Source organism: Pseudomonas sp. KUIN-1 (assembly GCF_009176725.1).
GTDB classification, from domain to species: domain Bacteria; phylum Pseudomonadota; class Gammaproteobacteria; order Pseudomonadales; family Pseudomonadaceae; genus Aquipseudomonas; species Aquipseudomonas fragariae.
This window is the reverse complement of sequence record NZ_AP020337.1, coordinates 5655764-5669377: the sequence shown is the minus strand read 5'-3', so window position 1 is coordinate 5669377 and position 13614 is coordinate 5655764. Positions and strand designations below refer to the sequence as shown.

Below are 13614 nucleotides of genomic sequence, written 5' to 3'. Positions count from 1 at the left end.
GCCGGGCTCCGGTAACATGCGCGCCTGATTCAGTCGCTCGCAAGGGCGTTCCAATTGAGGAGTCGCAATGCTGCCTTACCCGCAGATTGACCCGGTAGCCGTCGCTATCGGCCCGCTGCAAATTCACTGGTACGGGTTGATGTACCTGGTCGGTATCGGCGGCGCCTGGCTGCTTGCGTCGCGTCGCCTGAACAAGTTCGACCCGACCTGGACCAAGGAAAAACTTTCCGATCTGATTTTCTGGCTGGCCATGGGCGTGATTGTCGGTGGGCGGCTGGGCTACGTGCTGTTCTATGACCTGTCGGCCTACATCGCCAATCCGCTGCTGATCTTCGAGGTCTGGAAGGGCGGCATGGCGTTCCACGGCGGCTTTGTCGGCGTGATGATCGCGGCCTGGTGGTTTGGCAAGCGCAACGGCAAAAGCTTCTTCCAGCTGATGGACTTCGTTGCCCCGCTGGTGCCGATCGGCCTGGGTGCCGGGCGTATCGGCAACTTCATCAATGCCGAGCTGTGGGGCAAGCCGACCGATGTGCCGTGGGCCATGGTCTTCCCGCCGTTCAGCGACCCTGCGCAACTGGCGCGTCATCCCTCGCAGCTGTATCAGTTCGCGCTGGAAGGCGTTGCGCTGTTCATCATCCTCAATCTGTACGCCCGCAAGCCGCGTCCGACCATGGCCGTTTCCGGCATGTTTGCGCTGTTCTACGGGATCTTCCGCTTTGTGGTCGAGTTTGTCCGCGTCCCTGACGCCCAGTTGGGTTACCTGGCGTGGGGCTGGGTGACCATGGGTCAGATCCTCAGCCTGCCGATGATCATCGCGGGCCTGTTGCTGATCTGGCTGGCCTACAAGCGCGACCCGTCCGCCAGCAAAGCAGCGGCCTAATACCGAAACGCCGGGTGAGACAACGCCCGGCGCGTTCAACAATGCAGGTGATTTATGAAGCAATATCTGGAACTGGTCGCTCATGTGATCAAGCACGGGACCTTGCAAGCCAACCGTACCGGCGTGAACACCATCAGCTTTCCGGGGGCGATGCTGCGTTATGACTTGCAGGAAGGTTTTCCGGCGATCACCACACGGCGCATTGCCTTCAAATCGGCCATCGGCGAGATGGTCGGCTTTCTGCGTGGCGTAAACAACGCCGCCGAATTCCGCGAACTGGGCTGCAAGGTCTGGGATCAGAACGCCAACGAAAACGCTCAGTGGCTGAACAACCCGTTCCGCAAGGGCGAGGACGATCTGGGCGAAATCTATGGCGTGCAATGGCGCAAGTGGCCTGCCTACAAGCGTATCGATGCCGGCAATGTCGCGGCCATCGAACTGGCGCTGGGCCAGGGGTATCGTCAGATTGCCGAGTCCGAAGAAGACAGCCAGTCTTTCGTGGTCCTGTACAAGGCCATCGACCAGATTCGCCAGTGCGTCGACACCATCATCAACGACCCGGGCAGCCGGCGGATCCTGTTCCACGGCTGGAACTGCGCACAGCTCGATGAAATGGCCCTGCCGCCGTGCCACCTGCTGTACCAGCTGCACCCGAACCCGCAGACCCGCGAAATCTCGCTGACGCTGTACATCCGCTCCAACGATCTGGGCCTTTTATCGGACGTAGGAAAAAGCGCACAGTACGCCTTCCTCGCCTAAAAAAATTTATCCTTCATGCGACTTTATCTTGACCTTGACAAGCTGCACATTCTGCATAGGATGGGCGGCCTTCAAAAAGGGGTTGTCGGTGAAGGTTGTAGTCAAAGAAAAGCAGATGCTCGACCTGGGTGGGTCGATGCTCAACGAAGATGGGCCCACGGTGGCAGACCGTGTTTCTGTTACAGCGGTGGGGCTGTTCGATTCAGAAGAGAGGCTAGTCCCGCTTGTAAGCGAGTACCTGACCTTCGCAGTTCGCAGCGCCGAGTTAGCGGCTCTGTCCGCCGAGACGTACGGGCGTAACATTGGTTACCTACTCGAACACCTGAAAGGCACGCCAACTTTCAGAACCTCCTCTTATGACGAAATTCTTCTTGCCGTAACTAAACACGGTATTCAACGGTACTTTACCCACCTGCGTGAAGTGGATGGTTTGACCTCAACGACCATCCGTAACAGGGATGCTTGTTATATGGCCCTGTTCAATGACTTCCTGTGCGTTGGCGGAAAGCACAAAGGCCCAGCGCGTGAGGATAATCCTTATGCTGGTGGTTTTCTTTCTCCTGCTCCAAAGAAGGATTTGGTTTATCCCTGTTCATTGCAGGAACTCAAAGAGCTTATTGAGTCTGCGAGCAGCGAGAGAGAGCGCTGCCTGATCCAAGCTATCTTTGATGTGGGTCTGCGTCGAAGTGAAGTTGGCAGGGTCACTCTGGGTGCCGTGAATAGGGCTTTGGGGTTTGCTCAAGCTAACTTTGTTGCGGATGAAGATCTTGATTGGGTGCATCCTGATTACTGTCCTCTTTACATTGACGGCAGTAAAGCACGTGGAAATGAGTTTAAGCCACGATACTCAATCGTGAGCCGGGCTGTGCTCGAACGCATCAAGCGTTATCACGCGTCTCCCCTATTTAAGAAACACGCTCGCCGTTATGAGACCGCCGATGTAACTCCGTGCTTTTTTAATTCAGAGGGACAGCCGTTTAACCCAGACGCTGTCAGCAAGCTACTCGAGCGGCTCTCTAAGCGTGCAGTAAAGAGCAAGCGACTTGAGCGTATGGTTTCGCCGCATAAGCTCCGCCATGGTCACGCATATGCCATTTTGACTAGCCCGGACTTTGGTGATGACTATCTCAACAAACTCCTGATGGCCCAGAAGTCGCTTGGCCACGAAGACACATCCACTACAGGAATTTATACCAAGTTGCCACAGGATATCTTTCATCTGGTCTGTCCGAACACGGGCGAGGTCGCGACTAAAGCGCAAAGCATGGCGGATCTTGCTGCTCAGACGACGTTGAAAATCAGGTTGGGAGATAAGAAATGAATTTTTCAGAGCACGCATTTGAGAGTGCCAAAATCTTCAGGTGGCTTAGAGATCTGGAAGAGAACCCTCTTCAATATTACCAAGTTGAGCTTAGCGACAATTCTAGTGGTGCTTATGCGCCATTGATGTTGAGTGACTCGTATGTTGCGAGTAAGGATCTCGACCCATCAATCAAGATGTTCGAGCTTGCAGAGCAGAAGCTCATCCTGAACATGCTTATTGACGGCGTTATACATCATGGAGAAACAGCTGCGGGTTGTAATTGGCGTTTGAAGCTTTTGGGCTGGTATAAATCGCTCTCTCAAGAAGAGAAGCTCGCGCTCCCGATTTTTGGCAACAAGCTAAAGCTCTCCAAATCAGTTGTGCCGGCTTCTGCGCTGGACGCGATCAAATACGGCTACAGCAGGCATGAAAGTGTTCGGCTCGCCTACCAGGAGATCAACCTTGATCTTCAGTCTCTCGGGGTCGCCTCTGCGGACTATATGACCGTTAAGGAGCGAGTTGAATCCAAGGAGGAGTTTGTGCCGCAGGAGAATGCTCTTGTGGATTTTAAACGACTCCAGATGCTTGATTTTGCTGCCTTGGACGGTCTCGAAAAATCATCTGAAGGTAGGCCATTCAACGACTTGAAACATGCGTTTGCGACCGCTTCGCTGGGTACTACCAGCGACTCTGGAGCGAGCAATTATCATGAGGGGTTCAAATGGTTCACGAGGCTTCTCACTGGGCAAGGCTTCAGTGGCATGGAGCCGCTGACTGAGGTTCTCGATCCGTTCAGCCTCCCGTTGTTCCGTTCGTATCTCGAGCGCCATATTGTTGAGGGCACCCTTTCTCCGATTACCGCGACTACCTTGGTGAGTGCCGTCCGTAGCACCTTGACGACCATCAAAAATATCAAGGGTTACGCGGGATCAGATTTCATCAACTGTCAGGGGTTTGATGCTGATCGTGTCACTGATGCGTACCGCCCATACTCGAGCGCTGAGCGTGTTCGAATCTCTACGAGCGTGAACGAGGATATCGAGCACTACAACACCCTTGCGCAGCCCTACCAGCGGAGCGGTATTGGTGAAGATCCCATTGATGCGAAAGGCAGCTTAAAGCCAGGCTGCAATACCCTTGAAAATGCTCGCTGGATTTTCGAGAACAAGCTCGGTTGTACGCATGTTGGTCATGATCAAAAAGACAGTGAAGATCCTCATGTGAGAGCCTTTCTGCGTATCGTGAGCCGTTCAGGCACCGGGCTGCGGGAGGTTGTAGAGGGTTGGGGCGTTCACTATCTGGTGGACGCTCAGGTGATCACGCCTTATGCGATCAAGCTGGCTCAAGTCACCGGGCTGAACGCTGACTCAATCAAGCTGCTTGATGTGGATGACTACGAGCCTAAGCATCCGCTCACTGGGCGTCCTTGCCTCCGGTACTGGAAAGAGCGTTCTGACGGTGAAAAGCTGATGCATCTCGATATTTTCGAAGCTGACATCACCTGGCTCACCACGTCTCAATCGTATGCTGTCGCTCAGATTTTTGAGGACATCAAGGCACTGACAGCCAAAATCCGCGTATCTGCACCCCCAGTTATGCGCGATAAGCTATTCATTTGGCAATCAAGTGCCCCTAAAAGCTTCATGGAGATCAAATCCTTCGCAACTGGGAAGGAGAGTGCTTTGTGGGTGGCCTTTGCTGCTTACGCTAAGCGTAAAGGCCTCCTGGATAGCGCTGGGCAGCAGTTGAGCCTCACACCTTCACGTCTTCGCCCGAGCTTTGTCAGCGAGCTGGTGGAGCGTGACGTCCCTGTCCGTGAGATCCAGTTGATCTTGGGGCACATGCGAATCGAGACTACGCTGGCGTACCTGGATCGTATGGACTTCAACCACATCGCACGCTCCAAGCTGGATGTGGCTCTCAGGGAGCTTCATGAGTCGGCAGCCAAATTGGCTGATAATCGCTCGAGCATCGAGGCTGGAGCCAACCTCATCGATGTCGTTAATCTCGATGGGCCACAGGTTGTTTTCAAAACTCCTCTAGCGAGCTGCCGTAACATTTTCAACCCGCCTGACTTCATCAAGAAGTTGAGCTCTTACGTGCCCGGCAGCCCTTGTGCGTTGTACAACATGTGCCTGGGATGCGAGAACGTTTTGCTCACTGCGTCGAACCTGCCAGAGCTGTTCGCGATGGAGCGGGACTACCTCTCGCTCAAGGACGTTTCTCGCATCATGGACACGCCGTATGGACGCGTAGTACGCGAGAACCTTGCGCTGCTGGATGGCATCCTGCACTCAAAATCTGATTTCACGCCTGAAGAGTTGGCCGAGGGCCATCGTCTTTCAGAGTTTGTGGATACGACTGTGCTGGTGGACGGGGTGGCGATGTGATGATGGAGCAGATTGATTTTTCTACCCTGTTAACGTTCTCGAAGTTTCGCTCGAGCCTTTCACTGCTGCAGGGCCAGGCTTCCGCTCTTGAAGCAGGAAGCGAACAGCAGGAGGCTTTGGCTTTCCTGTCCTACCTCAGTACCTTGCAGGTATCTCAGAGCTCTGCATTCGTCGACTGGGTTTGGGACTTCAATGCGGATTACCCAAATGCCTCGCGCTACATTCGTGGGGCTAAACTTCGCATCGATTTCACGAAGTATTCCAACATTCCAGAGCTGGCGATTCTCGAGCTCAAAGCTGCATTCATGATCATCCTCAAGGCCCTGAGCGGGATTCCAGCGGATAGGAAATCCACCAGAGTCAGCAAGAAACCGCTCAAGCCCAATTCGCTGATCAGTGACTATGAGAACGGGCTTCGGTTTTTGGATAAGGTTTATGCCGTCGCGGCTATTGAGCTTGGAAAGGAGCACGTGGATCGTGAGCTGATCTCAATTCAATGCTTGCCTGCGCATTTCTATGCAGCAGCTGCCGAAGATTACGACTACGTATACGACGAATACACTGAGAAGCTGTTCAAGCACCTCAAGTCTGGCTACCTGCAAGCGAACGTGTTCGGTGCGAGCCTGCCATTCGTCGACTTTTCCAAGCTGAAATGGAAAGTCCTGGGTGGTAAAAATCGGCCTGCAAAGGATGCTGAGAAAAAGTCGCAAATTTTACCAAACAGCGTCTTCGAAATTTCTTCCCAGATGGCCTCGCTGTCGATTGTCGATTTTTTGGATGCGATGGGAGAAGAGGTTATCGATGTTGCTAGCCTCAAGCGTCGTAACGCTAAGGAATACTTTCCTTCGCAACAGAGTGGGTTGAATCCGCTCAAATTCAACTTGTATGTGTACAAGCGCCTTTCTAACAAGGGTTTCTCTTTTGATGAGGTCGCTAAAGTTCTGGGCAGCGATGTCATGAGCTCTAGCAAGCTGTTCTCTGTAATAGCGCCCTATGCTGTTAAGCAATATGCGAAAGACACCGGATCGGCTCTCGATGATCAATTCAGGCTTTACCTGAACTTTGTTAACTACTCATGTCTCTACATTATTGGTCAATATACCGGGATGCGTCCTTCAGAATATGCAGAACTGCTCGCAAGCTCGAGCCTCCGACCTGATGGCCGCTACTGGGTTTTGGCGAGTAATGTGAGCAAACATCAAGACAACCTTGTTGAGTTGTTTGATGATTTCTGGCTGGCTATTCCGATTGTGCGTGATGCTGTACGGGTGTGCCAGTTGATCAGCAAATACAAGAACAATGATTATATATTTTCAAACGTGGATACCGTCGCGTTTGGGAAGCAAGGACAGCCGTTCTCTGCCAGCGGCACGAAGCTTACGCTGGAGAAATTTTTCGAGCGCATCTTGCCGCCAGAGACTTTTGCCGACCTAGACTTCAACGCCTACATGATGCGCCACACTCTGGCCTACCAGCTGTATCGTGCCGACTTGGGGCTGCCATTTATTTCTCACCAACTCAAGCATTTTGGTGAGATCGTAGGTGTAGGGCATTCTGATCGAGGGTTCAGCAAAACTACTCTTCTGTATGGCGAGATTGCGGACAGGATTTCCAAGGGTGGCGGTGCTCGGAAGACGAAAGGAAGGTCGCTTCGTCAGGATGCGGAGCTTGAGAGCATTCATCAGCGTTTTGACCCTGATGGCAGCTATGCTGGTGTGAATGCTGAGGCCCACAAGGAAAATCTTAGGAAGGTGTTCAGGGGTTACATGGCCTCTGGGCACACAAAGGACGATATTTTTGAGGCCATGCTTGGTCAGCACATTGCGGTCATCAATGTGGGCTCCGGCTTCTGCTATGGTGGAGGCGTGGACGAATTCGACAGTTCCCTGCCCTGTATTGGAGGGCTTCGTTGTAACCCCAACCAGTGTAAGAATGCCGTCGTCAGCAAGGCCAACGCGCCGGCTTGGCGAGATGTGTATTACCAGAACAAAGCGATGCTTGGGAATCCCGAGTACGCTCATACGCACGCGCAGAACAAAGCTGCGATGGAGGAAGCTTATGGCGTCCTTCAGCTTCTGGAAGAGGAACTCTGAGATGGGTGATCCACGTGCGTTCGACCAGAAGAACAAGGAAGATTTTGATCAATACACAGAGTTGTTGGCTCAGGCACTTCTTGATATTGGTGCGAACGATTCTTTGAAGGCAACTGTTGCCGAACTTAGCCGTATTACCGGCATGCATCGAAATACGATCCGGCAACGTGTTTGGCCTTTAGAGCGCCTTGAGACTATCAAGGAAAATCGTCGTATCGAAGTTTTGCGCAAGAAGGTTTCTAATAAAAAACCAGTTGAGCCACTTGTGGTGCTAACTGAGAAGTTAGAGTCTGCGCGGATTGAAGTGCTTCATTGGTTTACTGAGGCTAGAGTTGCTAATGACATTGCTCAGACCAACGAGAACAAGTATCAAGGCATGGTAAGTTCGAGAGATACCTATATGAGCCTTTTGGCGGATGCCAATAAACGGCTCTTGGAGTCTCATAAAGAAATTGATAAACTTAAGCAAGTTATCAGCATCCTGGAAGCTGTCCAGGTGGAGAAAAGTTCATGAAAAGCTATCTGGATCTACTAGGTGATGTTCTCGAAAACGGCGCTCAGAAAGGCGACCGCACGGGTACTGGTACGATAAGTGTATTTGGCAGGCAATTCCGCCATGACCTGTCGAAAGGCTTTCCTTTGCTCACAACAAAGAAGCTGCACTTTAAAAGTATTGTTAACGAGCTGATTTGGTTTTTGGGTGGGGATACCAACGTCAAATGGCTCAATGAGAATGGCGTAAAGATCTGGAACGAGTGGGCCACCGAAGAAGGTGACCTCGGGCCTGTATACGGTAAGCAGTGGACAGCCTGGCCAACCAAAGATGGCGGGACGATTAACCAGATCGACTACGTGGTTAACGCCTTGAAGACCAATCCGAATAGCCGGCGAATCCTGTTCCATGGGTGGAACGTAGAGTACCTGCCGGACGAGAAGGTGAGTCCTCAGGAGAATGCCCGTCAAGGCAAAATGGCGCTGCCTCCGTGCCACCTGCTGTACCAGTTCTACGTCGTGGACAACAAGCTGTCAGCGCACCTGTTCATCAGGTCGTCCGACACTTTCTTGGGGCTGCCATACAACACGGCATCCCTGGCGTGCCTGACTCACATGCTCGCTCAGCAGTGTGATCTCGACGTTGGTGAGATCGTGATCTCTCTCAGCGATGTTCACATCTACTCCAACCACATGGAGCAGGTGAAGACTCAAATCGCTCGTGAGCCACGTCAGTTGCCTGAGTTGAAGCTGCTTCGTAAGCCTGCATCCATCTACGACTACAAGTTCGAAGATTTCGAGGTCGTGGGCTACGATCCGCACCCGCATATCGCGGCGCCTGTATCGATTTGAGGCCCTGCTGTATTGAGTGACAAGACCGGTCTCAGGGCCGGTTTTTTCTTTTCTGTGGATGAGGAAATGCGGTACGACATCCAAGACCTGATCATGTTTTCTGGAGGCTGATGATCCTGGGCTTTCAATCAGGGCGTGCCCCTGCGGGTAGCGGCTGTCGTGTACCAAGCCCTGGCGCTGCCAGGTCTCGGCCCTTCGGGCTTCCATCCTCACGCCTTTGGCCCTGCGGGCCGGCGCGCTCCGCTTGCTTGGAGGGGCGTCTCCAGCCGACAGTTTGCTGTGAGTCAGTGGTGCTCGATATCAGTGGTTGTTCAGATGCCAACGTTTCGAGCAAGGATGCTTTGGGTGATAGCCTACCGGGGTGCCTTACCATTCACGTCATCGGAGCATCCCTTGATCAACCTCCATCGCTTAATCTCCAGGTTGTTTCCCGACCGCCGTCCCGACTGGGAACAGAAGCGTGAGCGCGAATTCATCCTGGCAGCGAACGGCTTAAAAACCCTCAGGGTGACACCAGAGGGGGGAATGTTTATCGACCCTGAAGAGCTCCGTGAGCAAATTGTCGCAGCACGTGAGCAGTTGAAGCACCTTGTCCACGCCCCAGGGACGCATAGTGGGCCGTACCAAGCCGTTGCAGCAGTCGAGGTGGCTCAGGAGGCTGATCCGTCTGCTGAGGGGCTGCATGACTGTATTGAGGTGGTGGCTTGGCGTCGGCTTCCTAGTGGGTCTGCTGTGCGCTACACGTGCCTCCAAGGCATGAGTTCAGGTCGATTCGCTGTAGCTGCGGCCAGTTTTTTTTCGAGAGCCTTAGAGAGCCTTCCGACTTGGGGCGACGGCAATACCCACAGGCAAGTCGCTTACGCCCTTCGGGGCAGTGAACTCCACTGGTACGCGACTATGAATGAGGCCATGGATGCTTGGGATGCAGAGCTTTGATGTCCGTTAAGGTTGCGTTCCCTGAGCCTCACAAGACCGACGTTCTCGAAGCCCTCTCTGGTGGGATAATGACCGTGCGCATTTAGCTAGGTGCTGGCTGCGCGAGCATCGGGCATAGCTCATCAATTATTGGGAAATTGCACTCCACCTGACCACCCGTTTGCGTTGCACTTGCCCGCTCCTTTGCATTCGACTTGACCTGTTGTTTGCATCGGATTCGACCAGCACTCTGAGTAGCCCTCACTGGCAATTGACCACACTCCATCGCACTGCACGTTACAATCAGGATTATTTCGCTCATGGACGATTTAGATGGACGAGACCCAAAAAGAGATCGAACGATTGAAGAACATGGTCGACACGGCCCGACAGGAGATCGAACTGGCGGTTATGTTCCATGAGACGTGGCGACCTGCGGCATATGACACCGGCCTTCATGATCGTATCGGCACTTCCTATGCGGCACATGCCTTTCAGATCATTCGGTTGTCGCTACGGCGGGAGTTACTACTCGCACTGACACGCGTATGGGATAGCAATCAAAAGGCTGTGAGGATGAGCCTGATCGCGGATCGTCTGCGAGACAAAAAATTCTTTGAAGCCTTGGTTCAGTTCCGGGCGCGGAGCCTAGGCCTGAGCTCCCAGTTTGCCCCCGAAGCGGTGAAGAAGTCACTCAAGCCGAAACGCGATCAGATTCTGACGTTGATCCAAAAATACAGCGAGAATGGCGCAGCCTTCGAAGTTCTGAAGAAGCTAAAGACTTTACGGCACCAGCATCTGGCACACCGTCAACTGCCGATGTCCCCGGTAGCAGTAGCAGGATCGGATACCCCGACACAGCTAGGCGGTGATGGTGCGCCGCCTGTTTGGGCGAGCGATGACGAAATTGAGGCGTTCTATCAAGACAACCTCGAAATCATGAGCCTACTGTTGAGTTTGGTTCAAGGTCTGGCCTTTGACTTATCCGAAGCCACAGACGTCTACAAGCATCACGCGAAATACTTCTGGGCGTCTGCACGTGGTGAGCGCAAGGAGGGGCATCCCGATTATCGTCCGCCGGCTTTAGATTCCTGATGAGAGGTATGGCGGGATTCAGCGATTGCAGTTTGATTACAAGGCGCTTAGCTCCCTGGTTGGTATTTCATCCAACCGCCATCAAAAAAAATAAAAGCACTCACCTATGCAAGGCGCTATCCATAAATACCCTTACGCATAATTTCAGCTACATTGCCGATTTGGTTTAAAAGCTCCTTTGCCTCATCTTTTGCGAGCCCGTGTATGTAGTGCTGGAGTCGCTCGACCTCAGAAGCTGCTCCTGCATAGTCCTTACAAAGCGCGAGTATTTCTGCGTACTGCCCCCTGACCTGAACCATCTTTCCGATTAAACCCATCTCAGAGACTACACGCAAAACTTGTTGCTCAAGAATTTCTCTAGCTCCCACATACTCACCTGCTTCGGCAAACTCTTCAGCGGCATCTTGCCCCAACCTCACGAACGAATCGTATGCATTAACCATATTGTAGAATTTCATGGCATGGATGCGAGAAAAGCCTGAATTGCGTCCCTGCGCATTCAAAATTTTCGCGTATAAATCCAACGAGTCCGCAAGGTGCTTGATATCCTCGCTCACGTCGTTTGACCGCTTTATCACTTTCCAGAGTACATCTGGATTTTTGCCCAGGACATCTTCCGGCTTAAGCCCCAAAATTTCATAATATTGATCCATAACTGCCTTGCACAAAAGCTCTGCTGCTTTGTAGCGCTTAAGCTTCCACAGTGCGAAAGCATGGTTATAGTCGAATATCCGCCTGTGGATCGAATCTGGAATTTTTGGGGCAGCGGACTCAACCTCTCTCCTCACATCTTTTTCATGACCGAGGTATGCTGCAAATAAAATTTTTTTCATAGCTAGCGATAAATGCTCGCGAAACTCAAAGCCGTGAGCATCTAGAATTTGCTCCATCGTTGATAGATGGCTTGAAGCTTCATCATAACGACTGTCTCTCATGAGAGAGAATACAAGTCCGTCAAGTGCCCAGAACGTTTGTCCTGGATCTAAACTTCCCGAGCTTACTGCACTAGCCAAACTAGACGCTACATCTACCAGGATCCCCATCTCATAGAATGTCTCCTCACCAGCGAGTTCGATGAGCGGCTCGACGTCATTAAGCTTAATGAAAACTTGAATCAGAAGTGCAATCCGCGAAGTGTCACGGTTTTTCTCCATTCCCTGGATCAGCAACTCCTTCAACGTCAGCAAGGCGGCAGTGACCGCAGGCTCACCCATGAGTTCCAGGTGACGTAGGCCTAGGGCACGGACGGCATCATGGACTTTGAGCGTTTTGGCGCCAAACACCTCAACTGTCCCCGTTGCCTGGATTTTCTTGATTACCGCAGCTGCGCCACCCGGCGACAGCTTGAGGGTGGTTTGCAGCAGGCGAACCACTTCTTCTTGCGTTAACCCGGTGTCGGCCAAACTGACTACAGCCAAGGCATTCTGTGTAACTGCGTCATAACCTTCGTAAACACGAGCCAGGATAATCTCCTGAGCGGTCTCAGCGACGTTTGCCTGCAGAGCAAGGTCAGCGCAGAGCGTTTCAATGTTCCCATCGTAATCAGCTTTGGCAATCGCAATGGCACTATCGACATATAGCGGGAGGCCCCCAGTATAGGCACGGAGCTGCTGGAGTGCCTGAGGACTGCCGTAGGCGCCCGCGCCACTGGCCACCTGCGCAACAGTGTCAAGATCCCAGCCCTGCAAAATCTCACGACGCAAACCCATGACGGCTTCGAGCTCACGTACATTTTCATGAGGCTGGCAAAGGAGTATGAAGCGGATGTGCCGAGTGGCGTTAAGGAGGTCGCGAATGTTCGTTACCGGTACACGATGCGCATTGTCGACAACAACAATCAGAGGCGCCTCAGCCTGCTCCAGGAATCTGTCGAATGCCCGAATCGCTTCGTAACCGCTTGCCCCTGGTAACAGTATCTTCCGAATACCATCAGAGTCTCGCTTCATGTATTTGGAGGCGAGCTCCCGCACAATCGAGCTTGCCAGAGCGGGCCCTGGTAGGTCACCAACATCGTAATAAGCGCATGGCTCAGGACTGTGTAGAGCCGCATGAGCGGCCCATGTGGTCTTACCTGCACCGGACAACCCGCAGATTATGCGCACCCGCTCCGCTGAAGTGAGCTCAGGCTCATTCTTTTGCGGCCTGTATGAGAGAGGCGGTGTTGGGAAGTCCTGCAGTTGAACAACCAACTGTTCGAATAGGCCAGGTAGCTCTGAGGTGTGGAAAACATGCCGAGCGTTTCCGCCCCCCGCAGCACAAGCGAGCATCACCAGGCCCGCCATTTTCCAAGTCAAAGAAGAAGGCGACAGCAGCGAGAAATTCAGCTTTTCAGCCTCTGCCGTACACCACTGAGCAGCCTCCTCCAGAGATGTCCAGGCAGGAGGAAGGCAAGCTGGACGCAACGCGCTTGAACCAGCGGAAAGGTATATCAAGTCAACGGACGCCTTCTGCTCATCAACCTCAGACCGGAGGGTTTCCCCTAACACTTGGTTCGCGACGATGACGAATTGGGCTGCACCTGGCCGCCGCCCAGCCTTGTGCTCCTGCCTCAGGATCTCGAAGCGCTCCAGAGCGCCAGAAACGTCAACCGGCATGATGGGTTTCGAGCGCGTTTTTACCTGGACGTACACTTGGCCAGCTTCAGTGTTGAGCTCGACGTCCTCGTCCCGCTCGACCAACACTTCACGTACGCCGGAAGATTGCGCCAACAGTAGGCACCCCACAGCGTACAAGTGCTGATAAAGAAACCCCTTATGAACAGACTCAATGCGCTTGAGTTGTGCAGGGTCTAGTACGTCGTTGTGAGGGATCTGGTCATTCGGTTGCATGGCAATT

General features: G+C 53.0%; 8 protein-coding genes and 1 pseudogene. 8 read left to right on the top strand and 1 reads right to left on the bottom strand.

What is annotated here, in order from left to right:
- Positions 1–67 precede the first annotated feature (67 nt).
- From lgt to KUIN1_RS25675, 8 genes and pseudogenes are all read left to right on the top strand, one after another.
- Positions 68–880 carry a prolipoprotein diacylglyceryl transferase gene (gene lgt, locus KUIN1_RS25715; RefSeq protein ID WP_003405275.1) on the top strand — a complete coding sequence of 271 codons (813 nt, stop codon included), beginning with the start codon at positions 68–70 and terminating at the stop codon, positions 878–880.
- Positions 881–934: 54 nt separating this feature from the next.
- Positions 935–1594, top strand: a pseudogene (gene thyA, locus KUIN1_RS25710) (thymidylate synthase); the annotation flags it as partial.
- A gap of 133 nt (positions 1595–1727) precedes the next feature.
- A complete protein-coding gene (locus KUIN1_RS25705) occupies positions 1728–2960 on the top strand; it encodes a tyrosine-type recombinase/integrase (protein WP_232059994.1) in 1233 nt (410 codons plus the stop codon).
- Positions 2957–5332 (top strand): tyrosine-type recombinase/integrase, encoded by a 2376-nt coding sequence (locus KUIN1_RS25700; protein WP_152092386.1) that lies wholly within the window; start codon positions 2957–2959, stop codon positions 5330–5332. The genes KUIN1_RS25705 and KUIN1_RS25700 overlap by 4 nt, the downstream gene beginning before the upstream one ends.
- Positions 5332–7425, top strand: coding sequence for a site-specific integrase (locus KUIN1_RS25695; RefSeq protein ID WP_152092385.1), 2094 nt, complete (start codon positions 5332–5334; stop codon positions 7423–7425). The genes KUIN1_RS25700 and KUIN1_RS25695 overlap by 1 nt, the downstream gene beginning before the upstream one ends.
- 1 nt (position 7426) lies before the next feature.
- A complete protein-coding gene (locus KUIN1_RS25690) occupies positions 7427–7939 on the top strand; it encodes a hypothetical protein (protein WP_152092384.1) in 513 nt (170 codons plus the stop codon).
- Positions 7936–8769, top strand: coding sequence for a thymidylate synthase (locus KUIN1_RS25685; RefSeq protein WP_152092383.1), 834 nt, complete (start codon positions 7936–7938; stop codon positions 8767–8769). The genes KUIN1_RS25690 and KUIN1_RS25685 overlap by 4 nt, the downstream gene beginning before the upstream one ends.
- Before the next feature lie 1248 nt (positions 8770–10017).
- The gene (locus KUIN1_RS25675; protein ID WP_152092381.1) at positions 10018–10779 is read left to right on the top strand and encodes an AbiU2 domain-containing protein; all 762 of its coding nucleotides are present in this window, start codon (positions 10018–10020) and stop codon (positions 10777–10779) included.
- A gap of 116 nt (positions 10780–10895) precedes the next feature.
- Here the strand turns inward: KUIN1_RS25675 and KUIN1_RS25670 are convergent, their stop codons facing one another.
- Positions 10896–13607 (bottom strand): ATP-binding protein, encoded by a 2712-nt coding sequence (locus KUIN1_RS25670; protein ID WP_152092380.1) that lies wholly within the window; start codon positions 13605–13607, stop codon positions 10896–10898.
- Positions 13608–13614 lie beyond the last annotated feature (7 nt).

What these genes read in the sequence shown, in the direction of transcription:
- lgt (WP_003405275.1), top strand. Translation starts at nt 68, where the DNA reads ATGCTGCCTTACCCGCAGATTGACCCGGTAGCCGTCGCTATCGGCCCG.
- KUIN1_RS25700 (WP_152092386.1), top strand. Translation starts at nt 2,957, where the DNA reads ATGAATTTTTCAGAGCACGCATTTGAGAGTGCCAAAATCTTCAGGTGG.
- KUIN1_RS25695 (WP_152092385.1), top strand. Translation starts at nt 5,332, where the DNA reads ATGATGGAGCAGATTGATTTTTCTACCCTGTTAACGTTCTCGAAGTTT.
- KUIN1_RS25690 (WP_152092384.1), top strand. Translation starts at nt 7,427, where the DNA reads ATGGGTGATCCACGTGCGTTCGACCAGAAGAACAAGGAAGATTTTGAT.
- KUIN1_RS25685 (WP_152092383.1), top strand. Translation starts at nt 7,936, where the DNA reads ATGAAAAGCTATCTGGATCTACTAGGTGATGTTCTCGAAAACGGCGCT.
- KUIN1_RS25675 (WP_152092381.1), top strand. Translation starts at nt 10,018, where the DNA reads ATGGACGAGACCCAAAAAGAGATCGAACGATTGAAGAACATGGTCGAC.
- KUIN1_RS25670 (WP_152092380.1), bottom strand. Translation starts at nt 13,607, where the DNA reads ATGCAACCGAATGACCAGATCCCTCACAACGACGTACTAGACCCTGCA.